The following is a 24,786-nucleotide window of genomic DNA, read 5'->3' as shown; positions in this document are numbered from 1 at the left end:
CCTAAGAACAGAGTTGAATTTGAACACCATGAAAGGTGAGTAAATGGGTTTGCGATTCGGTTAGCACATCACTAAAAAGCCAACCTATCGCCGAAAAAGGCTGTACCCGCGCCATTGCTTTGCGTCCCCACTTATGTTGATCGGCGACCAACAAACTGTGACGACTTTGTTCAACCAACACACGACTTACCGCCGCTTCTTCAGGGTCAAAATCCAATATCCCTTGATCTTCATCCATGCCTCCACAGCCTAATACGCCGTAGTCGAAATAGTATTGACGCAATCCAGACAAGGTCTCTTCACCGACTAAATCATGATGACGATGTCGTAATTTTCCTGCCAGCACACGCACTCGAACATCAGGGTAATCGCCCAAGATGCTCGCCACGGTTAAGTTGTTGGTAAAGACTTGCAAATTATTGTGCGACACCAAAGCTTTCGCCACGTATTCGACCGTTGTACCGATACCTAAAAACACCGAAGCGCCGTCAGGAATAATCTGAGCAACCTTGGCGGCAATCGCTTCTTTCGCATCACTGTTCAAAAATTGACGATGATCAAAAGGCAAATTTTCCGTACTGGAAACCGGAGCAATACCGCCATGAGTACGACGAACAAGATGACGCTCAGCAAGCTGATTAATGTCTTTACGAATGGTCTGTGATGACACGTTAAAACGTGTCACCATGTCTTCCACCAATAATGCGTCTTCTTGCTGTACCCAGTTTAAGATCTGGTTTTGTCGCTCGTTCAAACCCACAAAATAGCCCTAGTGAAATTATTAAAAAATGGCTAAGCCGATAAAAAAGCAAAATTCGTTGGGTCATCGGTGATTACCGCATCCATTCCCCATTCCCAATGCGCTTCCACTTTTTTAGGATCATTAGCGGTATAACACAGCAATTTATATCCAGCCGCTTTTACCGCTCGCGCCTGAGTTTCGGTTAATCGTGAGTAATCACAATTCAAGCTATACGCTTTAATAGACGCAAGCTGCTCTTGCCAGTCGTCAGGGATGTATTCATACAAAGGAGCAAGATGTCGCTGGGTATCAATTTCATAACAAAGCTCTAGCGCCGCTAGGTTGAAACTAGAGATCATCAACTTATTGTTGTCTTCCCAGTGATCACGCAACATCGCCATCACCGAAGGCACAATGTTCTCCACATCTGCGCTGTCGTGTTTAATCTCAAGATTTAACCCAAGACCCAACGACTGAATGCACTCTAGCGCGTCCAGTAGCGTTGGCACTTTTTCACCAGCGAACTTTTCTGAGAACCAAGCACCAGCGTCTAATTCCGCCACTTCCATTGGTCGTGCGTCACGGGTTAAACCTGTCCCATTGGTGCAGCGATCCAGTGTGTCATCATGAAAAATAACCAGACCACCTTCGGCAATTAAATACACATCAATTTCGACCCAAGTCGCGCCGACTTCGGCAGCAGCTCGAATAGATGCCAAGGTATTTTCTGGCGCCAATAATGCAGCACCACGGTGCCCCATTACTTTGGTATTTAGCACTTTGTCTTTCACAATATAGCCTTTAGAAACATTGTCATCTTGCATATTAGTCTCGCAATCGTTGTTGAGTTTTTGCGTCAAATAGGTGCCAATGCAACACTGGCGCCGTTAACCACATAAGGCTATTCACATCCGGTAAATGCGGCCCAGACAAACGTACCACCATCGGATCGCCATTACCTAATTCAGTCTCTACTTTGCCGTGAATTAGAGTCTCTGCACCCAAGGATTCTACCGCTAGGATACGTAAAGCGAAATCGGCGTTATGCTCATCGCTCACTTCTAAATGCTCAGGGCGAATCCCCCAGACAATGCCGCCTCGGTGTTGATGAGAAAGCGGCAAAGTTAAGGCTTCAGAGATTTTGATGCCTTGTTCGGTTAGATTTGCATCGATCAAATTCATCGATGGAGAACCAATAAACGCCGCCACAAAAGGCGTTGCAGGTTTATTGTATAAATCCATTGGCGTACCTATCTGTTCCGCCTTCCCCTTGTTCAATACCACTAAGCGATCGGCCAAAGTCATGGCTTCCACCTGATCATGGGTAACATACAAGGTTGTCGTGCCTAATTTGCGCTGCAGCTGACGAATCTCGACGCGCATCTGCACTCGCAACTTAGCATCTAGGTTAGACAAAGGTTCATCAAACAAAAACACTTTCGGATCTCGAACCATAGCGCGTCCCATGGCAACACGCTGACGTTGTCCACCGGATAACTGACGCGGCTTACGCTGTAGCAACTCGGTTAAACCCAGCATAGCGGCCACATCACTGACTTTTTCTTCAATAAGATTTTTTGCCATTCCGCGGTTTTTCAAGCCATAGGCCATGTTGTCGTACACAGACATATGCGGGTACAAGGCGTAATTCTGAAACACCATGGCGATGTCACGTTCTGCCGGTTCTTTTTCATTCATACGCTCGCCACGAATGCGTAGCTCGCCAGTAGAAATACTTTCTAGACCCGCCACCATGCGCAACAAGGTGGATTTACCACAGCCTGATGGCCCAACTAAAACAATAAACTCACCTTCTTCAATCGATAAATCTACGCTTGGAATCGCGTGATAACCATTAGGATAGGTCTTACCAACTTTTTCTAAAATAACGTCCGTCATTACTACTTCTCCGAATCCACTAAGCCTTTAACAAACAGCTTCTGCATGCCAATCACCACCGCAACCGGTGGCAACATCGCTAATAAGGTGGTTGCCATAATTTGGTTCCATGCGATATCACCATCGGTCACCGACAACATGCGCTTTATACTCATTACCAAGGTGTAATAAGCGTCGTCTGTGGTGATCAACAAAGGCCATAGATATTGATTCCAACCGTAAATAAACAAGATCACAAACAAGGCCGCGATATTGGTTCTAGACAGCGGCAACAAAATGTCAAAAAAGAAACGCCACGGCCCAGCACCATCCATTCGAGCAGCTTCCACCAGCTCGCCAGGAATACTTAAAAAGCACTGACGAAACAAGAAGGTCGCCGTCGCACTGGCGATCAAAGGCAAGGTTAAACCTGTGTAGCTGTTAAGCAGATCAAGATTCGCCACCACCTCGTAAGTAGGTACAATTCGTACCTCAACAGGCAGCATTAAGGTCATGAAAATGATCCAAAAACACAGGTTACGGAACGGGAAGCGAAAGAACACAATCGCATAAGCCGACAACAACGAAATGGCAATTTTGCCGAAGGTAATCCCCAGCGCCATGATCAAAGAGTTCAGCATCATAAACCAGACTGGCGTATCCACGCCGTTACCAGCTTTTTCAAACAATACAGTGCCCCAAGTTTCCGCGCCAGCATCGCCGAACCACAAAGGAATATGACCAGCACCAAAGGCTGATGCAGGGTGAGTCGATGCCACCAGCGCCATCCAAACAGGCAACGCCACTAAAGCAATACCCATCAATAACGTTGCATGACTCGCAAAGGTTAACCAAGGTCGATTTTCGATCATGAGTACTGCACCTTACGCTCAATAAAACGAAACTGAATGACCGTCATCAAACCGACAATCGCCATTAGCACAACAGATTGCGCCGCAGATCCACCAAGATCTAAGCCGACAAAACCGTCATTAAACACTTTATAAACCAAGGTAGTCGTACTTTGACCAGGACCACCTTTGGTGGTCGCATCGATCACACCGAAGGTTTCGAAGAAAGCATAAACAAGGTTAACGACCAACAAGAAAAACGTCGTCGGGGACAAAAGCGGAAAAACAATCGTCCAAAAACGCTTAAATGGGCTCGCGCCGTCAATCGCCGCCGCCTCAATAAGCGAACGTGGCACGGCTTGTAAACCCGCGAGGAAGAATAAAAAGTTGTAGCTAATTTGCTTCCAAGTAGAAGCAATCACCACCAATATCATGGCTTGGTTACCATTAAGGTAATGGTTCCAATCGACACCAGCAGACTTCAACCATAGGGCAATCGGCCCCATGCTCGGATCAAATAAAATCCACCACAATACACCAGCTAAAGCAGGCGCAACGGCATACGGCCAGATTAATAATGTTTGATACGCCAGTTTGCCGCGGATCACTCGATCCGCCATCACGGCCAACAACAGCGCCAAAGACATACCCACAATGGCAACAGAAAAACTGAATACCAAAGTAGTCAACATTGACTGGTAATACAAAGGATCAGTAAATAAGGCTGCAAAGTTTTCTAAGCCAATAAATTCACGACTCAAACCGAATGCGTCTTCTTGGTAAAACGCTTGTTCTAAAGCTTGCTCAGCAGGCCAAAGAAAGAAAATCGCCGTCACCAACAACTGTGGTAATAACAACAGCCAAGGCAGGCCTTTTTGGGGGAAGGTAACCGTCATCGGACAATCCAAACAAAAGAGAACGACAAATAAAAAAGAAAAACAATTTATGTAAGTAAAAAAACGCCCTTATGCGTTAAAACATAAGGGCGTAGATTTTATTTAATCGTTCGCTTTTTCGAATTTACGAAGCTGCGCATTACCACGCTCAACCGCTGTATTCAGTGCAGTTTGCGCGTCTACATCACCACTCCATACAGACTCTAGTGCTTCGTCGATAACACCACGAATCTGCACAAAGTTACCCAAACGCAAACCTTTGGTGTTTGCCGTTGGTGTGCCCGTTGTCATTTGAATAACACCCGTTTCTGTACCAGGATTTGCTTTGTAGAAACCTTGCTCTTTTGTCAAATCGTATGCCGCTTTAGTAATTGGCAAGTAACCAGAAAATTGGTGCCAATCCGCTTGTACAGAAGCTTTCGACAAGTAACTTAGGAAAGAAGCTACGCCTTTGTACTCTTCTTTAGAATGGCCTTGCAACACCCATAAAGATGCACCACCGATAATAGTGTTAGAAGGCTGTTTTACCTTACCTTCCCAATAAGGAAGCTCGGCCACACCAAAATCGAATTTCGCATTACGTTTTATGCCTGCGTAACCTGCAGAAGACTCGGTAAACATGGCACATTCTTGGCTGTAGAATTTCGCTGCACCGTCATTGGTACGGCCAGAATAGCTAAAAATACCGCTCTTCTGCCACTCGCCCATTTTCTGTACGTGAGCAACTTGCAATGGCCCATTAAATTTCAATTCTGTTTTCAAACCACCAAAGCCGTTATCCAAAGAAGCAAATGGCACATTGTGACGAGCACTTAGGTTTTCCAATTGAATCCAAGACTGCCAAGCCGTGGTGAAACCGCAAGTCACGCCAGACGCCAGCAATTTATTAGAAACACTTTCTACATCTTGCCATGTTTTTGGCGCTTGGCTAATACCCGCTTTTTTGAACAAATCTTTGTTGTAATACAGTACTGGAGTAGAACTGTTGAAAGGCATAGAAAGCATTTGACCATCGCTGTTCGAGTAATAACCCGTAACGGCACTTAAATAGGCACTTTCATCAAACGCCTGACCTGAATCTTTCATCAGTTTATATACTGGATAGATAGCGCCTTTTGCCGCCATCATACTGGCGGTACCGACTTCAAATACTTGAACGATAGCGGGTTGCTGTTTCGCACGAAACGCGGCAATAGCTGACGTCATTGTCTCGGTGTAATTGCCTTTATAAACCGGTTTCACTTCATAAGCGTCTTGCGAATCATTAAACGCTTTAGCGATTTCATTTACTTTTTCGCCATTTGCACCACCCATTGCATGCCACCATTCGATTTCAGTGGCGGCAAAGCCTGAACTCGCAATAGATAAACCAACAACAACTGACGCTAACTTCAAATTATGCATTTCCGTGTTCCTCACAATGAGTTTTTATTAGAAAAGAAAGAACGACTATAAAAAGAAAATGTTTCACTTTGATGATAGTTAGGTTTCATTTGAAATACAATTTTAATTCAAATGAAACTTTTTTAACGAATAAACAGAAGAAAGATAGGCAAAAACAGCAGAAATGAAAGAAAAATAAGTAAAAACGAAAGCACTATGAAAGGTTATTAAAAGATCTATTAGATAAAATTTAACGCAAAACTTCTTGATTAAGGGCAAGCACTAAGGCCTTAAACTCATCATTCAAAGTCACATAGCTAGTCGGAAGCAGGCCACTTTCACGCTTTATCGAGAGTTTTTCCATCTCGGCAATTAATCGACAAAAACGATAACCAGACACTTCCAACGCAGCACCTTTTAAACGATGCGCCACAAGAGCAAAATTATCCCAATCCTCATCTGCCATATGAGCCTGCAGAACTCCTAACAAGGTCGTTGCTTCTTTAACAAACTCCACAGCAACCAATGTCATTAATTCGTGGTTGTAGGCCAGACGACTCTCGTAATCTGTATTATCAAATACCTTAGGCTCAAACATGACAAAGAATCTCCATCTCAATACTATTCCCTAAGGAAGCCATTTTGTGAGTATTGCGATCAATTTATCTTGTGAAATCGGTTTTGCAATATGATCATTCATGCCTGCTGCAAAACATTCATCTTCATCGCCTTTCATGGCATTAGCACTAAGAGCAACAATCGCTACATCAGAAGGCGTTTGAGCATCGGTAAACTGGCGAATGGTTCGAGTCGCTTCATAACCATCCATTACCGGCATCTGGCAATCCATGAAGATCATATCAAATTGAGTTGATTGGGCTTGCTCAACAGCTTTCTGACCGTTTTCCGCCACCACAACTTCTACGCCATATAAATTCAGCAAACCACGGGCAACAATCTGGTTGGTTAAATTGTCTTCCGCCAATAGAACTTTGGCTATAAATATTGGCCGACCATCTGGAGTTTTTTCTACGTCTTTCGCCGCCATCACAGGCTCTCCTTCAACTAACGGTTTTAGATTTTCAAGAACGTCCAGCAACGGCTGCTGAAATACTGGTTTCGTTAAAGAAGCATCGTACTTCTCTTTATCAAAATCCATACTTGAACGTCCTTGTAGTAATACTTGCTTAATCGCATTCTTCTTACAGAACACTTCTAATTCAGAAACTTCAGAAACAGCCGAAACGACATCTGAGTCCAGTAATATACAATTTCCTATCCATTCACTATCAGCAAGCGCACCGTTAACACTGTCGTAAGCATTGTAAATGACACCAAATGTATCGAGCAATGCAGCAACATACTCGCGACCAGTTTTATTACGATAAATTAACGTCACTCTAACCGCCGATTCTGAAGCATAACCGGCCACAGAAGTATGCTCCATAGCAGACACAAGCGTGAGTGGTATACGAAACCAAAAAGATGAACCTTGACCTTCTACCGAGTTTAAACCTATTTCACCATCCATGGCTTGGATGATTTCTTTACTGATTGCTAAACCCAATCCAGTGCCACCAAACTTGCGTGTTGTCGAACCATCGGCTTGTTTAAAACGCTGGAATAAATGGCTTTGATTCTCTTTAGAAATACCAATTCCAGAGTCTTCAATAACAATACGCAAAATAACACTATCATCTGCTAGCGGCTCAATCGCAAATCGCAACGCCACTTCACCCTCTTGAGTAAATTTAACCGCATTACCCATCAAATTAACCAATACTTGCTTGATGCGTAATCTATCTCCAAACAACGTAACATTAGGAATAGGTGTCGTTGGCGAATTTAATATAATGCCTTTCTCTTCGGCTTTTAAAACAAAGATATTGGTCACTTCTTCAATTAACGCACGTAACTCAAAATCCTGTTTATCTAATACTAAAGTTCCCATCTCAATCTTAGACAAATCTAAAATATCATTAATAATATCCAGCAAGGATTCCGCACTCTGCTGAGATATTTTTGCTAAATTCGACTGCTCAGGCTGCAGTTTCGTATTCATCAACAAAGACAAACAACCAATAACGCCATTTAATGGCGTACGAATTTCATGGCTCATATTTGCCAAAAACTCACTCTTAGCGCGGTTGGCTTCTTGCGCTTCTTCTTTGGCTTTACTCTGCTCTAGTTCAGACGCTTTTAAATGCTCGTTTGCCAACTGCAAATCTCGCGTCCTTAATCTCACTCGATTTTCAACTTCCGCTGTATGGCTACTCACAATCAATAAAAACCAACCAAATAATCCCGTGAATAAAAAGCCACAAGCTAAAACGAATTTTACGATCCAAGGCTGTTTGAAAAAATAGTTGTCACTAACTTGATACAACTGCCAGTTTTTGCCACCGACATTAATAACGAAATTAACCGCATGATGAAATTCACCGGCGTAGTAACGAGCAACCAATTCTTCTGCAGACAAATGAGCTGCCGTATTTTTTGTCACGATAATAGGCTTGGATGTTCCATTGTCAGTATCGACCAAGTAGAGTTCAGTATTGGGGAGAAGGCCTTGCTTAACAATCGTTTCGGTTAACACATCCAATTCAATAACCGCTGTAGCAACACCTAAAAAAGCATCTGTTTTTCGATCAAAAAAAGGCAGAAAGAGCAATATTCCATTTGAATTTTGAACCAACTTAAGTGGCGCTGTTGGATAAGCTTCACGAAGAAAAATCGCATTATCTAGGGCAAAACGTCGATCGGCTTGCGAATAAACATCGTAGCCCAACGCTGCGTCATTACCCTTTAAGGGACTAATAAAGGTCACTACAATATGTCGAGTTCTTGGCGCAACAGGTATAAGTTTGCCCTCGCTGTCTCTTTTTTTCACTTGAAAGGTATGGTCTGGGTAGCTTTTTTGAATCATCTGTTCAAAGCTAGCAATATCCTTTCCGGCTACAGCAAAGTTTAATGACACCCCAAGAATAGAATCATCTCGTCGCATTACACTGTCAGCAAAAAGCTCAAACTCATTCGCCTCAATCTGCTCACTACCGTTTATCAAACCAACAAAGCTATGCAGCATATCCACACTGTTTTTAATTCGATTATTAAGCAGCACTTCTAACAATTCAGCATTAGAACGAAACTCTCTCGATTGCTTGTTCCATTCCGAGTAACTGCTTCCACAAGACAGAACAATCGTAATAACCAACACAGTTAAAAAACCGCCGATTAATCGCAGCGGATGATCAAATTTATTACCAAAATATTTGGGGAAACACACGGCTAACCAAGGCACCATAACCAGTACCCCGATCATGTCACCGCCCCACCAAACCAGCCAATTGGTTAGAAACTCCTCTTTACCAATGATGCCAAAAGAAAGCAGCGACGTTGAACCAACACTAGCACTAATCAAGGTGGATAAGACACCGGCTAAGAAGATAAACCTAACCACTAAACTAGTACGATAAAATTGAAAAGGTATACCTACAAAGCGGCGAACCAAATAGCCGCCAACAAAAGACTGTAACGTTGAACCAAGGGCAATAAGAACGGGAAGAAACAAAGCAAAAACATGATTATTAACCCAAGTCGCACCAATGTTTAGTAACAAAGAACCTAGGAAAATACCGAACGGCGCTTGCTTAGGAAAAAAGATAGACGCCGCCACCGCCAAGCCAGAAGCAGGCCAAATAATCGTTGAGTATCCTGGTGAAATCGCAACAGCCAACCCCACAACGCCAAGGATAAAATACCCCATCGCAGTCAAGGCGACTATCGTCATCACTCTCATCATATTCACTTGCTCCATCAAAGATGGTTTAAGCATAGCTAAAACAGCGAGTTTTTAAGATTTAATATTGGTTACGTTATGTAATAAAAAGCAACTTGGTGGGGGGGTTATTTTAGAGAAAGACGAAGTATATATGGTGCCCAGAGACGGAATCGAACCGCCGACACGAGGATTTTCAATCCTCTGCTCTACCGACTGAGCTATCTGGGCAAATAGAAAAATGACTATGGAGATGTGCTAGCCATTTCGACCAAAAAAAAGCCTGCTAAAAATAGCAGGCTTTCTTCTTAATCATGGTGCCCAGAGACGGAATCGAACCGCCGACACGAGGATTTTCAATCCTCTGCTCTACCGACTGAGCTATCTGGGCAAGTGGGGCGTATTATAGAGAAACCTTTTTTTTGGTCAATAGTTTTTTTGAAAAAAAATTAAAAACTTAGTTTCTTCTGCTCGTCTGGTATTATCTTCCTATATCAAGGAGATAAACCAATGCTTCACATCGTACTTTACCAACCTGAGATTCCGCCTAATACAGGCAATGTTATTCGATTATGCGCTAACACTGGCTATCATCTTCATCTTATCGAGCCGCTTGGCTTTGAGCTTGAAGATAAGAAATTGCGTCGAGCCGGGTTAGATTATCATGAATTCACGCGGCTAAAACGCTATCCAGACTTTCAGGCATTTGTTGATCAAAATGAGATTGGCACTATCTACGCGTTGACAACAAAGGGCAGCCATACGCACAGTGAAGCAAGCTTTGCTGAAAATGATGTGTTGGTTTTTGGCCCTGAGACTCGTGGATTGCCTGCGGAGTTTATCGAGGCCTTGCCACCCGCTCAGCGCTTACGTTTGCCGATGCAAGCTAATTCTCGCAGCTTGAACCTATCCAATACCGTTGCTGTGATGGTTTACGAATCTTGGCGTCAGCTAGGTTATGCCATGCCAGCTGATAGCGAATAACCAACCGAGGTACGATGAATTCTCTTTCACTGCTCTTAAAGAAAAAAAATAGCCGTCGCCAATTTCGGAAAAAAGTACACCTGCATGAAACGGGCGATTTGAATAAACGTCTGATGCTGTTAGCGGGTGTGATTGCGATTCACAGTTTGGCGATGGTGTTCTTTGAAGATTTAAATTGGTGGCAAGCCTTCTGGCTGACCATGACATCGGCCAGCACCACAGGTTATGGCGATATCTCTGCAGCCACCTTTTGGGGACAGTTTTCTACTGTCGTATTAATTTATGGCATGGGTATTACCCTGCTAGCACAAATCGCCAGTGACTATGTTGAAATCAGGCTAATGCGTAAAGAAATGCGTATCAAAGGCCGTATGAAGTGGGACGACATGCAAAATCATATACTTATCATCAATACACCAAAATACGACGCAGAACGTTATTTAGGCTTGCTGATTAATCAGATCAGCCAAACACCTGAGTTAGTAGATATTCCCATTCAAATCCTAACGAAGGCGTTTCCTGAAGGCTTACCGCTTAATCTAAGATCACAAGGCGTAGTTCATCACACTGGCGATGCACTAGAAGATGGTATGTTGGAGTCAGCTGGGACTCACAAAGCGAAATACATTATTGTACTTTGCCAAGACGCTCAGGACAGCCACTCAGACAGCTTAACCTTTGATGCCTTGCATCGCGTTCAAGCGCTAAATACATCGGCCTTCGTGATGGCTGAGGCGATTAATGACTCTAATCGACCACGATTCAAGGCAGCTGGCGCAAACGCGGTCATACGCCCTGTGAGAGCCTATCCTGAAATGCTGGTACGGTCATTGATTGCTCCGGGAACAGAGCAAGTGCTGGAGGATTTATTTCGCCACCAAGGAGATCATACGATTCGCCTTGATGTGGAAATAACCGGCGTGACGTGGGCAAAAATCGTCACGACCTTAATCCAAAAGGATGTTGGCACTGCACTCGGGTATGTCAATAAAGACGGGGATATTATCACCCATCCGCAAACCTATTCACTCATCGATGCACAAGGACTGATTGTCCTCATCAACGACGACCAAGAGATTCCGTCATTAGCTGAAATTGGTCTGTTTTTTAACGAATAGAAAACTTAGAAATGGGTGTTCAAGAGACCTTTTCACGATGTAACAAGCACAGTAGTCGTGCAAAGGTCTCAGACTTGCTTATCTTGCAATTTAAGCCCAATAATTTCTACCTGGTTGCCATCCATCTGCCTAATGGTAAGGCGAATATTACCAAAACGTACTCGGTCACCGACAACTAGATGTTTACCAAGCTGACGCTGCAACAATTCAGCGGCAGTGTCAGCTTCATCAATACCATCAACCGGCACACCGTACACTTTCGCTAAATCGATCAAAGAGGCATCACCACGAATAGCGAACTCACCAAAGAAATTCTGCAACAAGAAAGACGTAGACGCTTTATGAGAGAAAATCTGCGCAACATCATTTACATCACCAGGATGCAATAACATCCAAATTCTATCGCCCGATTTCAGCTCGGTGTCGGCATTGACCACAATTGGCTTTTGATCACGAACAAGCGATACCAGCTGAGGCGTAGATACCGTCGCACTCGGCACATTTTGCACGATAGCCGCTGGAATTCGAACACCTTCCGCCTGAACCAAAAACTCATATAACTCTAGAGAATGATTCGAATCTGAATCGTTGATCAAGGAGAAACGCGTCGTTGGCGCAGGTGCAGGAGGAACGACAATCTTTAACCATCGCGCCACTTGTGGAACAGTCGAACCCTGTAGCAATAAAGAAATCAGCACTACAGTAAAGGTAATTTCGAACAACAACTCAGAATTGGAAAGACCAGCAATTACAGGGTAAAGCGCCAAGACAATCGGCACTGCACCACGCAAACCAACCCAACTAATATAAATGCGCTCGGGCCAGCGGAAGTCAAACGGCAATAAACAGATCATCACCGCCACAGGACGAGCCACGAAAATCAGAAAAGCGGCAATCGCAACAGCTTGCCAACCATGAGTCAAAAGACTCGATGGCGTAACCAACAATCCCAATAACAAGAACATGCCAGCTTGTGCTAACCAAGCCAAGCCATCCATCACTTGTGAAATAGCTTCTTGTTGCTTAATTCGCCCGTTACCAACGCTCAAACCAACCAAATAAACCGCAAGAAAACCACTGCCGCCAATCATATTGACGCCAGAAAATATGGCCAAACCAAATGAAATAATAAGAAGTGCGTACAAACCTTCGATCAAAGGAACACGACGCAGAATCATTAACAATAGCTTGCCGCCGAGTAAACCTAACACGCCACCTATGGCAAACTGTTGAATCATTTGCCCTAAGAAAGCCAAAACACTTAACTGATCCGCGCTTTGCAATAGCCCAGTTAGCATGACGACTAACAAAATAGCCATTGGGTCGTTGGCACCAGACTCTATTTCCAATGTACCGCCAACTCGCTCATTCAGCTTAACACCGCTATTGCGTAATAAGCTAAAGACCGCTGCAGCATCAGTCGAACCGACGATGGCGCCAAGTAATAAGCCATAGATCAGCTTAACGTCTAACAACCAAGCGGCAAAAGCACCAACAGATGCAGTTGTAATCACAACACCTAAAGTAGCAAGTGATAAAGACGGCCAGAGAGCCACTCGGAAAGTGCTGGTTTTAGTCTGCATACCACCATCCAAAAGAATGACGGCTAAAGCCAGATTACCAACAAAAAAGGCAAGACTTGGATTGTCGAAATCCAGACGGCCTAATCCCTCTTCACCAGCAAGCATTCCCATCCCGAGAAAAACCAGCAATAAAGGTAAGCCGACACGAACGGTAAAAGAACTTGCTAGAATACTGACTAGTAGCAGTATTCCAGCTAAAAATATAAAACTATTTGTGTCGATAGCGATAACAACCTATTCGTTATAATTGACCTGTAAGCGTTAAGTACTTTTCCATTAACTGCTCTTCTGTTTCCTTACGATTGGGATCCAAAGGAATACAATCTACAGGGCACACTTGCTGACATTGAGGTTCGTCAAAATGCCCTACACATTCAGTACATTTTGATGGATCAATAATATAAATCTCATCACCCTGAGAAATAGCCTCGTTCGGGCACTCAGGTTCACACACATCACAATTGATGCATTCATCGGTAATAATAAGAGACATTCTTCTCTCCTAAAACCGCTACATAATCTATAACACCATCATGTAGCAGGACGTAAAAAAACAGAAACTAAATCGTTTGATAATGTTCTTGCAGAACACGCTTCACTTCTGGATTAACAAACTGTCCAAAATCACCATTCAAAGACGCAATCTCACGTACTAATGTTGATGAAATATAAGAGTGCTTCTCAGAAGGCGTCAAAAAAATACTTTCTACATCTGGCGCAATCGCACGGTTCATATTGGCTAGTTGGAACTCGTACTCAAAATCAGAAACAGCACGCAAGCCACGAATCACCACTTTGCCACTGACAGAGCGTGTAAACTCAGTTAGCAAGTTATCAAAGCCAACCACTTCAACATTAGTCAAATGGCCCAATACTTCTTTTGCCAATGATATACGCAATTCATGAGACAGTGCCGGGCGCTTTTTAGGGCTCGCAGCGACGGCTACGATAACTTTTTCAAATAGCTTTGATGCGCGTTCAACCAAATCCGTATGGCCGTTAGTAATAGGGTCAAATGTCCCCGGATAAACCGCAATCGTACTCATAGCTTTCATCCAACAAATTAATAAGGGAGAAGGAGTCGGGCAGCGACGACTTTTTGTCCGCTCTAGTTCCCGTTTAGGGGTCGCATCATATAGGAATACGCCTCTGTTCTCAATTCACCGAGTCACGACGAGAATACTCCCGTCAAAGGTTAAGTATGTTTATTATATTAAATACTATAAGGTGCTAGTACTTGTTTCAAAAAAGAAATCGCAAGAAATATAAAAATTGGTGATAAATCTAGTCCACCTAAAGTTGGAATAACTCGCTGGCAAGCACGATATAAAGGAGCAGTAATTTGCCCTACTAACATAGCTCCTGGGTGATTTGCACCTGGCGCCACCCAACTTAAAATAACCGAAATAAGCATCGCCCAAAAATACAGATCTAACAAATGATACAAAGTGCCAGCAAACGTATAAATAGCGTAGCTGATAGGTGATATCGCCACACCTTTAATCATCACAATAAAGAAAACCGTCAATAACTGAACCGCAAGCGCCAATACAAGAGACGCGGTATCTAATCGACCAATGGCTGGAATGATTTTTCGCAAAGGTAAAACCAGAGGACTTGTCGCCTTCACAATGCCTTGGCTAATTGGATTATAAAAATCCGCACGCGTCAATTGAAGCACTAAACGTAGTAATACAATAAATAAGTAAAGATTACAGATAACCTTTACGAGCATAACAAATGGATCTGAATACATCGTGTATAGTCCTTAATTAGTCTTTCTTAGCAGCGAAGTCTGCCGCCATTTCTTTTGATCGGTTAACGCAGGCCATCATTGCATCTGCGACTATTTTATCAATATCAGCAGCCTCAAAAGACAACAAAGCTTGCTCTGTTGTTCCCTTTGGCGAAGTAATATTCTTACGCAGTTGAGCAATAGGCTCGTCTAGTTCCATTACCATTCGTGCTGCGCCAAACATAGCATTGCTGGCTAGTTCACGACTTGTTGCCTCATCTAGGCCTTGTTCTTTTGCATTTTTAACCATGGCTTCAATAAAACGAAAGAAATACGCAGGCGCACTGCCAGACAAACTCGTTACCGTGTGCATGTGAACTTCATTTTCAACCCAAACAGAGTTACCAATGCTAGAAAATAGTTCACTCACCCAGTTCTTTTGCTCGCCATTTGTGTGTTCATTGGCAATTAAGCCTGTCATGCCAGCACCAATTTGTGACGGTGTATTTGGCATACTACGAACCACAGCAACCGGTTTACCTAACCAATGAGCCAACGAATCTAACTCAATTCCCGCAGCCACTGAAATAAACAATTGGTCTTCGCGTACATGAGATGAAAAATCTTCCACCACGGCTTGCATTTGTGCTGGTTTAACACACAACACCACGACATCAGCCTGACTTACAGCCGAATCATTATCTGCCAACATGGCGATACCATATTGCTCGTGATAGTACTCACGTTTTTCTGGTGTTCTAGACGTACCGATAATTTTCTCAGCAGGATAGCCACTCGCCAACATGCCACTAAAAATCGATCTTGCCATATTTCCCACGCCGATAAAGGCAATACTTGGTGTCATTTTATATCCTACTCTTTCGTTATTTAAGCAGATAATAATCCATCTACTTATTCAAAAATGCTCTGGTATGCAAAATCGCTCATACTTTAACTGAATTACGCTTTAGCGGAATAGTCTCGTTCACCAAAAATCGCCGTCCCAACACGAACCATGGTACTGCCAGATTGAATCGCCGCTGGCAAATCTCCAGACATGCCAATAGATAAGGTATCTATCATGCTATCGGATTTGGATAATTCAACAAAAGCTTGCCTCAAAGGTTCATAAACCAAACATTGTGCTTCATGACTTTCCTGAGGGGCAGGAATCGCCATCAAACCTCGAAGACGTAAATTAGGTAGCTCTGTAATTAAAGCAACCATGTCATTTAACTCAGACAAAGCCACTCCAGCCTTACTTTCTTCACCGCTAATATTCACTTGAATGCAAACATTGAGCGGCGGCAAATCTTTAGGGCGCTGCTCACTAAGACGACGAGCAATTTTCTCACGGTCAATAGAGTGCACCCAATGCATGGTTTCTGCGATAAGACGAGATTTGTTCGACTGAATTGGTCCAATAAAGTGCCATTCAATATCTGCTAAGTGTGCCAAAGCATGAAATTTATCCACCGCTTCTTGCACGTAGTTCTCACCAAAGGCTCTCTGACCTGCCGCATAAGCAGCTTCAAGCGCAGATAACGGCTTGGTCTTACTGACTGCTAACAAACGTACACTACCAGTCTCTCGCTGATACTGCTGCACAAGCTGATCTACTTGCTGAGAAACCCGCGTTAAATTTGTTTTAATTTCTAGTGCTTCGTTGCTTTCGACTTTAATCGCCATTTCGCGCCACGCTCCGCTCATATCAAGATGTAACGAGTTAATCCTGTGACTGTGATTGCATTCCCCATAATAAATACCTGAATAGCACCTCAGGAAAGCACAGGGGAGGCATAATAGCATCTTTTTAAAAGGCAGAAAAAAGCTTACAAGGAAGACTTAAAAAGAATGTTTATAAGGCTTTATTACAAAGAATAAAAGTCCGCGCTAGAACCATAGCATTCACCATGAAATTCAAGGCGATATCCGGATATGTTTTTCAGAGAGTTAGCAGCGAATAAAGCCGCTTGATGAAGTGATTCCAACGATGAATGCTCAGGATAAAAAGCAATACCAATAGACAAGCCTTCGCGTATTAAACGGTTGTCTGAAAACTTGGGAGAATTAAGAGATTTCAATAATTTTGCGGCAACTATTTCAGCGTCTTCCAAATGCTGAATGCGAATCCCCATGACTAACTCACGTTCATCATAATGCGCGATAAGATCATTATCTCGCACGGTGTCGCTCATTACCTCAGCCAGTAGCTTCAAGTCTGTATCATTAACCTTTGAAGAAGACAGCAAACGAAGAGAAAATAATGCTGCGCGCTGAAAATGGCGACGAGAATCCTTTAAAACAATACCAAAACTGTTTTCAAAACTGTAGCGCCTTAGTAAGCCCGTCGTAGGATCCCGATGACTATCTTCTAACAATAAATAATCCGCTTGCTCTCGTTCAAATACGGCACTTAACCAAGCGGCATAACTGTCTAGCGCAAGCGCCATCAGCTCACCTTCAAGCCGAACTTCTTCACGCTGAAACACCAACATAAGATAAATCGAACCTTGGCAATCAGACACACTGACCATAGAAACATCAGAAAATGTATGATCCTTTAAAAACGGCAACCAATGCTTCCAACCTGATGCACTCTGAATATCAATGTCGTGACGTTTCGGACAAGACGGGCTTGCCGCAAAGGTAATTAAAGCTTGAGGTACAATGCTCAATTGACCGTTGGAGTTCAGTAAACGATCATTTATAGAATCGGTATATTGCAAGCGCCACTGCAAACACTCTTTATCACAAACAATAAAAAGACAATACGCATTGGGCAACTGGCTTTGCATTTTATTTTTAAAACGATTGAGCGAGGTACTTAACAAGGATCCCTTGGAGATAACCTGAAGCATCTGCGGCATATCACAGTACAAGTTCTTTACAAAATCTCGCTCTTTTTCAAGATATGCAACACGAGACCGCAAGACCTGCTGTTCCTTGAGCAATGAATTTGAAGAGTCGATCGACATAAAATACTAAAACCATAATAATCTGTAATTCAAACTAGATTAACTGGCTGATATAAAAAGTAAAGGAATAGTAAGGCCAAGTGAAAGAAAAACTCTCAATCAGCCTTACTAATTGGCTTAAACAGCCTGATAGACGCGTTGTCCAGAAATATAAGTCGACATCACACGCCCAACAAATTCATCACCGAAGTAAGGTGAGTTATGCCCTTTTGTCTTGCGGCCTTCATATGACCAGACCCAACGTGCGGTACTGTCGAACAAAATAAAGTCTGCAAAACTACCAACTGACAAAGAGCCTGCCTCTAAACCAAAGCAAGCTGCTGGACCAGATGTTAGACACGTCAACACGGTAGAAAAGTCTAAATCGCCTTCATCCATCAGTTGCATAGCCAAAGGTAATAATATCTCGACGTTCGCCATACCCGGCTCTGTTGCCGCAAATGGCGCAATTTTCGCCATTTTTTCGTGAGGCTGATGATCTGAGCAAATGGCAGAAATAACACCGGCTTTAATACCTTCGATTAAGGTCAAACGATCTTCATCACTGCGTAGCGGTGGCAGCACATGATAATGGCCATCGAAACGACTCAGAACCTGATCATTAAGCAATAAATTATGAACCGCCACATCGGCCGTCACATCTAATCCAGATGCTTTTGCATCAGCAATCATCTCAACAGACTTAGCACAAGACAATCGAGCAAAGTGCGCGCGAACACCGGTTTTTTCAACCAGCAACAAATCACGCATCAGCGCGATGGTTTCTGCTTCTTCAGGAATACCTGCTAAACCATGCATGGTTGACATCAAGCCTTCGTGGGCACAACCGCCTTCTGAAAGGCTCGCCTCGTCAGGATGGAAAACCACCAGCAAATCATGCGTCGCAGCGTATTCAAGTGCGCGAGACAACACTTTAGTGCTCGCCATCGGATGACGATGATTCGATAAGGCGATACAACCAGCATCCGTTAAAGCAACCATGTTGCTCAGCTGAGCTCCTTCTAAACCTTGCGTCAATGCGCCGAGGGGAAATACATTGGCCATTCCCGCATCATCCGCTTTATCTTGAATAAGCGCAGCAACGGCAGCGGTATCAACGATTGGGCGTGTATCAGGCGGACAAACCAAAGTCGTTACACCACCGGACACAGCAGCACGACCTTCAGTGGCTATATTGCCTTTTTGTGTCATGCCAGGCTCGCGAAGAGAAACCGCAAGATCCACCAAGCCTGGCAATACCCATTGACCAGATGCATCTATCACTTCAGCGTCTTCAAAGCCTTCTGGTGCCTCACCAATCGCTACGATTTTTTGATTATCAACAAACAGATCCGTTACGGCATCAATGTCTTGACTCGGATCGATTAAACGACCATTTTGAATACGTAATTTCATGTTATTTTTCATCCTTCGCTGCTGGCGTTTCATCACTTTGCAACTGACCGCTCATTGCCATAGACATGACAGCCATTCGCACTGCGATACCATTAGTGACTTGGTTCAAAATGACTGAGTGTTTGCCATCTGCAACTTCTGAGGATATTTCCACACCACGGTTAATTGGGCCTGGGTGCATAACAATCGCATCAGGTTTCGCCCAAGCAAGCGTTTCTTCCGTCAAACCATACAAGCGGTAGAATTCGCTTTCACTAGGCAGCAAAGCGCCTTTCATGCGTTCTTTTTGCAAACGCAACATCACGATCACGTCAACGTCTTTTAATCCGGCTTCTAAATCATGGCAAATGGTCGCACCCATCTCCGCAAAGAAGCTCGGCACTAAAGTTTTCGGGCCAACTAAGCGAACATCACTAACGCCTAATGTTGTCAGTGCTTGAAGCTGTGAGCGTGCCACACGAGAATGAAGAATATCGCCAACAATAGCGATCTTAAGGCCATCGAAGCTGCCTTTGTGACGACGAATCGTCAGCATGTCTAACATTGCTTGAGTTGGGTGAGCGTGACGGCCATCACCAGCATTGATAATAGCGACGTTAGGCGTGCAGTGTTCGGCAATAAAGTGAGCGGCGCCACTGTCAGAATGACGGACGATAAACATATCGCTTTGCATCGCTTCCAAGTTTTTTAAGGTATCCAGTAAGGATTCCCCTTTCGAGGTCGCTGATGTTTCAATGTTGAGGTTAATGACATCTGCCGACAAACGCTTTGCGGCTAATTCGAACGTCGTACGAGTTCGAGTTGAATTTTCAAAAAACAAATTCACCACGGTTTTACCGCGTAACAGAGGTACCTTCTTAACCGACTGCTCTCCCATTGATAGGAAAGAATCCGCTCGATCAAGAATCTCCGTCAAAATAGTTTTGTCCAATCCATCCAGCGTTAAAAAGTGCTTAAGCTGCCCGTGTTCATTTAACTGTAATGCCCGAGGCTCGGATCGCATCATGGTTTGCTTTCCTCAAACTGCAAAGACGATGGTGTCGTCTTTCTCTATTTAAAATAGGATATTCAGATAGGAAAATGCCCGGTACAGAAAAACTGCAACCGGGCATTAATGACACTAAACGGTTGTCCCACCGTATTTTTTTGGTGAGATTTCATTCTTCTAACCGCTGTATCGTCAATCTTATCCATGCGTTAATTGTCGTACGTGTTCGACAAAAAATAAAGCTTTGTTATGCATATTAATGGGTATCAATCACAGAAACACTCAATGGGCTCGGCCCAACCAACTTAACCCTTTGATCAGGATTAAGCGTCAAGTGCTCACCGACGATATCTGCTGCTATCGGTAGCTCGTGCTGACCTAAATCATAAAGGATTGCCAAGGTGATACTGGCAGGTCGACCGAAATCAAATATTTCATTCATTGCCGCTCGAATCGTACGGCCAGACATCAAGACATCATCCACTAAGATCACGTGGCGATCTTCAATCGCTGGCAATAAAGTTTGATTTACCTTTGGGTTCAAGCCAGCTTTGGTAAAATCATCACGATAAAAAGTGATGTCTAACGTCGCCAAAGGTTCTGTCGTTGGCACAGCTTCCATCAAGCGCTCAGCAACCCAAACACCACCCGTATGAATCCCCACGACAATGGCATCCTCGATGTTGTTCTTTTCACAATACGCTGCCAATTGCGTTTTCATCGACGCCAGAGAATGCTCTAAATCTAACTTCATTGTCTTTCAAACCTTGCTCTTAAATTCATAATAAAACACCGTTCAACAAGCAGTTCCTTAGTAAGACTCTGCAAACCAAGTCTCTAAAATCATTTGAGCGGCCAAACCATCTACCGAATTCTCTTTAAAATTACGATTGCCTCCGCGAGCAATAACTTGACCCTTGGCTTCATAAGAAGATAACCGTTCGTCCATCATATGGTAAGGAAGGTTAAAACGTCCATGCAATCGTTTGGCAAATTTACGTGCACGTTGACACATCTCATTTTCTGAACCGTCCATATCAAGTGGCAAGCCAACCACAAAGGCGTCTGGCTTCCATTCTTCAACGATACGCGTGATTTCATCCCAATTAGGAATACCTTCTTTGGCTTTTAGTGGGTCAAGCGGCTGAGCGGTGCCAGTAATGCTCTGACCAATAGCAACGCCAATACGCGTGGTACCAAAGTCAAAGCCCAATACTGAGCGAACAGTATTGGGCTTCTGGTTATCGTCTAACGATGTTCCTGTAGAGATTGACCCTGTCATTAACCATGTCCTATATCCGGTGAAAGTCTTGTCATATCAATTCCCAATACGCGCGTTGCGGCGGTAAATTGCATATCACTTGGTGTGTGGAATAATACGTCTAAATCCGCCTCACATACCAGCCAATCATTATTTGCGATTTCAGCTTCAAGCTGTCCTGCATCCCAGCCAGCACAACCTAATGTTATACGAAAGGCATCAGGTCCATTGCCTTGTGCAATATCTTCCAATGCTTCCAAAGAAGCCGACAGAGAGACCTCATCAGTCACTCGCAAGGTATTACTCCAGACTTTATCCGTTGTGTGCAAAATAAATCCGCGCTCAGCTTCCACTGGGCCACCTGTGTAAATTGGTTCAGAGCTTAAACGTGGGTTGTGAATTTGAATTCCAAGGTGATCCGCCAATTCTGTAAAATCAACATTTGAGGGACGATTGATAATAATCCCCATGGCGCCCGCTTTGGTGTGTTCACAAAGATAAATAACTGTATGTTCAAAATGTGGGTCGTCTAGGTGTGGCATAGAAATTAAAAAGTGATTTTTAAACGAATCGAAAAATGCATTCATAGTCATGAGCCCTCTTTAATTGATGACAGCGCAAGGATAGCGCTATTTACTAAAACCTAAGAAGTACCTGAACTTAAGACAAAACTCGCCAATTAAGACGTGATATATACATAGAGAAGAGCAAAAGAAGACGGCAAATAAAAATAGCCGACTCCTGCAGTATAGGACAAACAGAGCGTTTGCCTACCCCCAAACTACAAATTATTACCGAATCCCTTCAAAACTCACATTTCAAGCAGTAAACTAGCACTCTTAATCCTTAATATAGGATTAAGAACACCTTTTCGAGCTTTGGAGGCATGTTATGTCCTTACTATCATCACAAAACGTCCAAATACAATCAGCTTATGCTGAGATGTTTGATCGTCTACATGCGATGAGTTTGGCAGCATGGATTCAGCACTACCAAGCAGAAACCGTCGATTTACGCTACTTTTTCCATAGCGGCTGGTCTTCTTAGACTTTCCATATTGCCCAAACCAACCAACTGCTTTTCGATTCAACGAAAGCAGCGTTTCAATAAAATAATTGGCAATACAGGAAACTATCATGCAACTACAAGCGATCGATTACACCAGCCCAACCGCCGCAGAAGACTTTGTAAAATCTCTTCGCGAAACAGGATTTGGCGTTCTTAAAAACCACCCTATTAAAAAAGATTTAGTGTCTGCTATTTATAAAGAATGGCAAACCTTTTTTGATAGCAAATCTAAATACGACTATCGCTACAATGTCGGCACACAAGACGGTTTTTTCCCACCTGATGTTTCAGAAACCGCCAAAGGGCACACTAAAAAAGACATTAAAGAGTACTTTCACTATTATCCATGGGGGCAATGCCCAGAAGATAAAAAAGCGCTTTTAGAACAATACTATAAAGAAGCAAACACGCTTGCATCAGAACTACTGGCATGGGTCGAAAAACACTCGCCAGCTGAAGTAGCACAGCATTACTCACAATCCCTTTCCAGCATGGTGGAAGGCAGCGATCAGACATTGCTGCGTGTATTACACTACCCGCCACTTAAAGGTGACGAAGAGCTGGGGGCGATTCGTGCTGGCGCACACGAAGACATTAATCTATTGACGATACTACCTTCGGCCAACGAACCTGGCTTACAGGTGAAAGCCAAAGATGGCTCTTGGATGGACGTACCTTGTGATTTCGGTACTTTGATAGTAAACATTGGCGACATGCTACAGGAAGCATCTGGCGGCTATTTCCCGTCGACTTCTCATCGCGTAATTAATCCAGAAGGCGCTGACAAAACCAAATCACGTATTTCTTTGCCTTTGTTCCTTCATCCAAAACCTGAAGTGGTCTTATCAGAACGCCACACGGCCAAAACCTATTTACACGAACGATTAGTTGAGTTGGGCGTTATTTAACCTTCAATCTTTCCATTTTAACAAACAAAAAAGCCGCTACTCATATCGATATGGACAGCGGCTTTTTACTTGCATGTAACGTTTAACCGCCTGTTACCCGAATAATCACTGGAATACACACCACAATCACGATAGAAGAAACCAACGTCGTTGTGGCAATGGCATTTGCCGTTGATTTCCCATCATCACCTTTTGCCACCGCAGTAACATAAGCCGATGCAGCCGTTGGCGCAGCAAGAAAAATAAACAAAAACAACAATTCTTTTTGGTTAAAACCAAGCGCATAACCCAACGATGTAAACAAAATAGGGCTTAATGCGACTTTACTTAAAATCGCCATAGGAAAGTGTTTAGGCAAGGTGAACCCGCTGGTCACTAGCGAGCCACCAATACAAACCAATGCCAACGGCAAAGACAATCCACCAATTAAAGAACCGGTTTTCACAACAAAAGCAGGGAGCTTCAAACCAATTAAATTCGCGACCACACCTAGTACAATACCCAGTATTAGCGGGTTCTTCAGCAAACTTTTTAAGACGGGAACCAGCTGTAATTTACCGTGGCTGTAACGGGTTAAAATGACTTCAGCGAGAATATTAAATAATAAAACGCTCAAGCCCGACATTACACCACCAAGCGCAACCCCATCTTGCCCGAACATATTAACCACTAACGCGACACTAAAAATCCCACAATTACCGCGAAAAGCAATTTGAACAAAGACGCCTCGCTGCCGCTCAGGAACATCAAGCTTCACCGCTAATAACCACGACAGTAGAAAGGTTAGAACAATGGAAACAATAAAATAGGCAGCTAAATCAACACTAATAAGCCCATTTAGATTATTTCCCAGCATGCCGAAGAAGAACATGGCAGGCATAGAAACCTGAAAAACAAATCGCGAACTAATAAGAATAAAACCATCATTTATTAGCTGGATACGGCGCAAAAATGCCCCCATCGCAATCATCAACAGCACTGGCGCGGCCACATCCAAAATCACGCTTTGCGTTTCTAACAACATAGACTCCCTCAAAAAACACTCTTAAACCGCCTTGGTTAATAGAGTACTCCATCTATAAATTTAAAATTCTATTTTATACCAACTTTCCATTCTCTAATTGAGGAATTTTTAAGGGATTTTGAATCTTGCTGGCTCATTTTTTGATGTGCATTCAATACTTTATGGCATTAAAAAAGGGAGTTCCAACAACTCCCTTTTGACTTAATATCCGCTTTA

Annotated in this window: 25 protein-coding genes and 2 tRNA genes; 4 read left to right on the top strand and 23 right to left on the bottom strand. The window is 43.4% G+C overall.

The features are described 5' to 3' along the window. Position 1: 1 nt before the first annotated feature. The 10 genes from BUA59_RS06110 to BUA59_RS06065 form a co-directional block, all read right to left on the bottom strand. Positions 2-760: a DeoR/GlpR family DNA-binding transcription regulator gene (locus BUA59_RS06110; RefSeq protein ID WP_072838836.1), complete on the bottom strand. Its 759-nt coding sequence runs from the start codon at positions 758-760 to the stop codon at positions 2-4. A gap of 32 nt (positions 761-792) precedes the next feature. Next, positions 793-1,566, bottom strand: a complete 774-nt coding sequence (locus tag BUA59_RS06105; RefSeq protein ID WP_084122225.1) for a glycerophosphoryl diester phosphodiesterase — start codon at positions 1,564-1,566, stop codon at positions 793-795. A 1-nt stretch (position 1,567) separates the two neighbouring features. Continuing rightward, complete coding sequence (gene ugpC / locus BUA59_RS06100; RefSeq protein WP_072838835.1) at positions 1,568-2,641, bottom strand: sn-glycerol-3-phosphate ABC transporter ATP-binding protein UgpC; 1,074 nt, start codon at positions 2,639-2,641, stop codon at positions 1,568-1,570. Between the two features lie 2 nt (positions 2,642-2,643). Beyond that, positions 2,644-3,492, bottom strand: a complete 849-nt coding sequence (gene ugpE, locus BUA59_RS06095) for a sn-glycerol-3-phosphate ABC transporter permease UgpE (protein WP_072838834.1) — start codon at positions 3,490-3,492, stop codon at positions 2,644-2,646. Then, on the bottom strand, positions 3,489-4,367 hold the full coding sequence (gene ugpA / locus BUA59_RS06090; protein ID WP_011978434.1) for a sn-glycerol-3-phosphate ABC transporter permease UgpA: 879 nt from the start codon (positions 4,365-4,367) through the stop codon (positions 3,489-3,491). The genes ugpE and ugpA overlap by 4 nt, the downstream gene beginning before the upstream one ends. Before the next feature lie 102 nt (positions 4,368-4,469). Beyond that, a complete protein-coding gene (gene ugpB, locus BUA59_RS06085; RefSeq protein ID WP_072838833.1) occupies positions 4,470-5,771 on the bottom strand; it encodes a sn-glycerol-3-phosphate ABC transporter substrate-binding protein UgpB in 1,302 nt (433 codons plus the stop codon). A gap of 229 nt (positions 5,772-6,000) precedes the next feature. Continuing rightward, positions 6,001-6,348 (bottom strand): Hpt domain-containing protein, encoded by a 348-nt coding sequence (locus BUA59_RS06080; RefSeq protein WP_072838832.1) that lies wholly within the window; start codon positions 6,346-6,348, stop codon positions 6,001-6,003. A gap of 30 nt (positions 6,349-6,378) precedes the next feature. After that, positions 6,379-9,585 carry an ATP-binding protein gene (locus BUA59_RS06075; RefSeq protein WP_245813100.1) on the bottom strand — a complete coding sequence of 1,069 codons (3,207 nt, stop codon included), beginning with the start codon at positions 9,583-9,585 and terminating at the stop codon, positions 6,379-6,381. Between the two features lie 98 nt (positions 9,586-9,683). Next, positions 9,684-9,759 (bottom strand) — tRNA-Phe (locus BUA59_RS06070). 84 nt (positions 9,760-9,843) lie between these two features. Next, positions 9,844-9,919 (bottom strand) — tRNA-Phe (locus BUA59_RS06065). A 119-nt stretch (positions 9,920-10,038) separates the two neighbouring features. Between BUA59_RS06065 and trmL the strand changes: the two genes are divergently transcribed. Both trmL and BUA59_RS06055 read left to right on the top strand, forming a co-directional pair. Continuing rightward, positions 10,039-10,512: a tRNA (uridine(34)/cytosine(34)/5-carboxymethylaminomethyluridine(34)-2'-O)-methyltransferase TrmL gene (trmL, locus tag BUA59_RS06060; protein ID WP_072838830.1), complete on the top strand. Its 474-nt coding sequence runs from the start codon at positions 10,039-10,041 to the stop codon at positions 10,510-10,512. Between the two features lie 14 nt (positions 10,513-10,526). Beyond that, the gene (locus tag BUA59_RS06055) at positions 10,527-11,630 is read left to right on the top strand and encodes a potassium channel family protein (protein WP_072838829.1); all 1,104 of its coding nucleotides are present in this window, start codon (positions 10,527-10,529) and stop codon (positions 11,628-11,630) included. Between the two features lie 68 nt (positions 11,631-11,698). On the opposite strand, the gene BUA59_RS06050 is transcribed toward BUA59_RS06055, so the two are convergent. The 12 genes from BUA59_RS06050 to BUA59_RS05995 all read right to left on the bottom strand — a co-directional run bounded on the left by BUA59_RS06050 (position 11,699) and on the right by BUA59_RS05995 (position 22,163). Then, positions 11,699-13,435, bottom strand: a complete 1,737-nt coding sequence (locus BUA59_RS06050) for a potassium/proton antiporter (protein WP_072838828.1) — start codon at positions 13,433-13,435, stop codon at positions 11,699-11,701. 19 nt (positions 13,436-13,454) lie between these two features. Then, on the bottom strand, positions 13,455-13,706 hold the full coding sequence (locus tag BUA59_RS06045; protein ID WP_011978380.1) for a YfhL family 4Fe-4S dicluster ferredoxin: 252 nt from the start codon (positions 13,704-13,706) through the stop codon (positions 13,455-13,457). 67 nt (positions 13,707-13,773) lie between these two features. Continuing rightward, a complete protein-coding gene (gene coaD / locus BUA59_RS06040) occupies positions 13,774-14,259 on the bottom strand; it encodes a pantetheine-phosphate adenylyltransferase (protein ID WP_048813883.1) in 486 nt (161 codons plus the stop codon). A gap of 167 nt (positions 14,260-14,426) precedes the next feature. Beyond that, positions 14,427-14,969, bottom strand: a complete 543-nt coding sequence (locus tag BUA59_RS06035; RefSeq protein ID WP_072838827.1) for a YggT family protein — start codon at positions 14,967-14,969, stop codon at positions 14,427-14,429. Positions 14,970-14,985: 16 nt separating this feature from the next. Next, positions 14,986-15,813, bottom strand: coding sequence for a pyrroline-5-carboxylate reductase (gene proC / locus BUA59_RS06030; protein WP_072838826.1), 828 nt, complete (start codon positions 15,811-15,813; stop codon positions 14,986-14,988). 95 nt (positions 15,814-15,908) lie between these two features. Continuing rightward, positions 15,909-16,637: a YggS family pyridoxal phosphate-dependent enzyme gene (locus BUA59_RS06025; RefSeq protein WP_072838996.1), complete on the bottom strand. Its 729-nt coding sequence runs from the start codon at positions 16,635-16,637 to the stop codon at positions 15,909-15,911. A 182-nt stretch (positions 16,638-16,819) separates the two neighbouring features. Then, the gene (locus BUA59_RS06020) at positions 16,820-17,926 is read right to left on the bottom strand and encodes a diguanylate cyclase domain-containing protein (RefSeq protein WP_245813099.1); all 1,107 of its coding nucleotides are present in this window, start codon (positions 17,924-17,926) and stop codon (positions 16,820-16,822) included. 117 nt (positions 17,927-18,043) lie between these two features. Beyond that, positions 18,044-19,321: a dihydroorotase gene (locus BUA59_RS06015; protein WP_072838825.1), complete on the bottom strand. Its 1,278-nt coding sequence runs from the start codon at positions 19,319-19,321 to the stop codon at positions 18,044-18,046. Between the two features lies 1 nt (position 19,322). After that, the gene (locus BUA59_RS06010; protein ID WP_072838824.1) at positions 19,323-20,327 is read right to left on the bottom strand and encodes an aspartate carbamoyltransferase catalytic subunit; all 1,005 of its coding nucleotides are present in this window, start codon (positions 20,325-20,327) and stop codon (positions 19,323-19,325) included. A 238-nt stretch (positions 20,328-20,565) separates the two neighbouring features. Then, positions 20,566-21,063 carry a bifunctional pyr operon transcriptional regulator/uracil phosphoribosyltransferase PyrR gene (gene pyrR / locus BUA59_RS06005; RefSeq protein WP_072838823.1) on the bottom strand — a complete coding sequence of 166 codons (498 nt, stop codon included), beginning with the start codon at positions 21,061-21,063 and terminating at the stop codon, positions 20,566-20,568. A gap of 57 nt (positions 21,064-21,120) precedes the next feature. Next, a complete protein-coding gene (ruvX, locus tag BUA59_RS06000) occupies positions 21,121-21,591 on the bottom strand; it encodes a Holliday junction resolvase RuvX (RefSeq protein WP_011978371.1) in 471 nt (156 codons plus the stop codon). Next, on the bottom strand, positions 21,591-22,163 hold the full coding sequence (locus tag BUA59_RS05995; RefSeq protein ID WP_072838822.1) for a YqgE/AlgH family protein: 573 nt from the start codon (positions 22,161-22,163) through the stop codon (positions 21,591-21,593). The genes ruvX and BUA59_RS05995 overlap by 1 nt, the downstream gene beginning before the upstream one ends. Before the next feature lie 298 nt (positions 22,164-22,461). Between BUA59_RS05995 and BUA59_RS23810 the strand changes: the two genes are divergently transcribed. Together BUA59_RS23810 and BUA59_RS05990 are read left to right on the top strand one after the other, a co-directional pair. Then, positions 22,462-22,617, top strand: a complete 156-nt coding sequence (locus BUA59_RS23810; RefSeq protein ID WP_157789875.1) for a hypothetical protein — start codon at positions 22,462-22,464, stop codon at positions 22,615-22,617. A gap of 89 nt (positions 22,618-22,706) precedes the next feature. Continuing rightward, positions 22,707-23,546: a 2OG-Fe(II) oxygenase family protein gene (locus BUA59_RS05990; RefSeq protein WP_072838821.1), complete on the top strand. Its 840-nt coding sequence runs from the start codon at positions 22,707-22,709 to the stop codon at positions 23,544-23,546. 82 nt (positions 23,547-23,628) lie between these two features. Here BUA59_RS05990 and BUA59_RS05985 read toward each other — a convergent pair whose 3' ends face one another. Beyond that, positions 23,629-24,570 carry an AEC family transporter gene (locus BUA59_RS05985; RefSeq protein ID WP_072838820.1) on the bottom strand — a complete coding sequence of 314 codons (942 nt, stop codon included), beginning with the start codon at positions 24,568-24,570 and terminating at the stop codon, positions 23,629-23,631. Positions 24,571-24,786 lie beyond the last annotated feature (216 nt).

It is taken from the genome of Marinomonas polaris DSM 16579 (genome assembly GCF_900129155.1).
Taxonomy (GTDB): Bacteria; Pseudomonadota; Gammaproteobacteria; order Pseudomonadales; family Marinomonadaceae; genus Marinomonas; species Marinomonas polaris.
This window is presented reverse-complemented; position numbering and strand designations above follow the sequence as displayed.

What these genes read in the sequence shown, in the direction of transcription:
- BUA59_RS06105 (WP_084122225.1), bottom strand. Translation starts at nt 1,566, where the DNA reads ATGCAAGATGACAATGTTTCTAAAGGCTATATTGTGAAAGACAAAGTG.
- ugpC (WP_072838835.1), bottom strand. Translation starts at nt 2,641, where the DNA reads ATGACGGACGTTATTTTAGAAAAAGTTGGTAAGACCTATCCTAATGGT.
- ugpE (WP_072838834.1), bottom strand. Translation starts at nt 3,492, where the DNA reads ATGATCGAAAATCGACCTTGGTTAACCTTTGCGAGTCATGCAACGTTA.
- ugpA (WP_011978434.1), bottom strand. Translation starts at nt 4,367, where the DNA reads ATGACGGTTACCTTCCCCCAAAAAGGCCTGCCTTGGCTGTTGTTATTA.
- ugpB (WP_072838833.1), bottom strand. Translation starts at nt 5,771, where the DNA reads ATGCATAATTTGAAGTTAGCGTCAGTTGTTGTTGGTTTATCTATTGCG.
- BUA59_RS06080 (WP_072838832.1), bottom strand. Translation starts at nt 6,348, where the DNA reads ATGTTTGAGCCTAAGGTATTTGATAATACAGATTACGAGAGTCGTCTG.
- BUA59_RS06075 (WP_245813100.1), bottom strand. Translation starts at nt 9,585, where the DNA reads ATGCTTAAACCATCTTTGATGGAGCAAGTGAATATGATGAGAGTGATG.
- trmL (WP_072838830.1), top strand. Translation starts at nt 10,039, where the DNA reads ATGCTTCACATCGTACTTTACCAACCTGAGATTCCGCCTAATACAGGC.
- BUA59_RS06055 (WP_072838829.1), top strand. Translation starts at nt 10,527, where the DNA reads ATGAATTCTCTTTCACTGCTCTTAAAGAAAAAAAATAGCCGTCGCCAA.
- BUA59_RS06045 (WP_011978380.1), bottom strand. Translation starts at nt 13,706, where the DNA reads ATGTCTCTTATTATTACCGATGAATGCATCAATTGTGATGTGTGTGAA.
- coaD (WP_048813883.1), bottom strand. Translation starts at nt 14,259, where the DNA reads ATGAGTACGATTGCGGTTTATCCGGGGACATTTGACCCTATTACTAAC.
- BUA59_RS06035 (WP_072838827.1), bottom strand. Translation starts at nt 14,969, where the DNA reads ATGTATTCAGATCCATTTGTTATGCTCGTAAAGGTTATCTGTAATCTT.
- proC (WP_072838826.1), bottom strand. Translation starts at nt 15,813, where the DNA reads ATGACACCAAGTATTGCCTTTATCGGCGTGGGAAATATGGCAAGATCG.
- BUA59_RS06025 (WP_072838996.1), bottom strand. Translation starts at nt 16,637, where the DNA reads ATGGCGATTAAAGTCGAAAGCAACGAAGCACTAGAAATTAAAACAAAT.
- BUA59_RS06020 (WP_245813099.1), bottom strand. Translation starts at nt 17,926, where the DNA reads ATGTCGATCGACTCTTCAAATTCATTGCTCAAGGAACAGCAGGTCTTG.
- BUA59_RS06015 (WP_072838825.1), bottom strand. Translation starts at nt 19,321, where the DNA reads ATGAAATTACGTATTCAAAATGGTCGTTTAATCGATCCGAGTCAAGAC.
- BUA59_RS06010 (WP_072838824.1), bottom strand. Translation starts at nt 20,327, where the DNA reads ATGATGCGATCCGAGCCTCGGGCATTACAGTTAAATGAACACGGGCAG.
- pyrR (WP_072838823.1), bottom strand. Translation starts at nt 21,063, where the DNA reads ATGAAGTTAGATTTAGAGCATTCTCTGGCGTCGATGAAAACGCAATTG.
- ruvX (WP_011978371.1), bottom strand. Translation starts at nt 21,591, where the DNA reads ATGACAGGGTCAATCTCTACAGGAACATCGTTAGACGATAACCAGAAG.
- BUA59_RS05995 (WP_072838822.1), bottom strand. Translation starts at nt 22,163, where the DNA reads ATGACTATGAATGCATTTTTCGATTCGTTTAAAAATCACTTTTTAATT.
- BUA59_RS23810 (WP_157789875.1), top strand. Translation starts at nt 22,462, where the DNA reads ATGTCCTTACTATCATCACAAAACGTCCAAATACAATCAGCTTATGCT.
- BUA59_RS05990 (WP_072838821.1), top strand. Translation starts at nt 22,707, where the DNA reads ATGCAACTACAAGCGATCGATTACACCAGCCCAACCGCCGCAGAAGAC.
- BUA59_RS05985 (WP_072838820.1), bottom strand. Translation starts at nt 24,570, where the DNA reads ATGTTGTTAGAAACGCAAAGCGTGATTTTGGATGTGGCCGCGCCAGTG.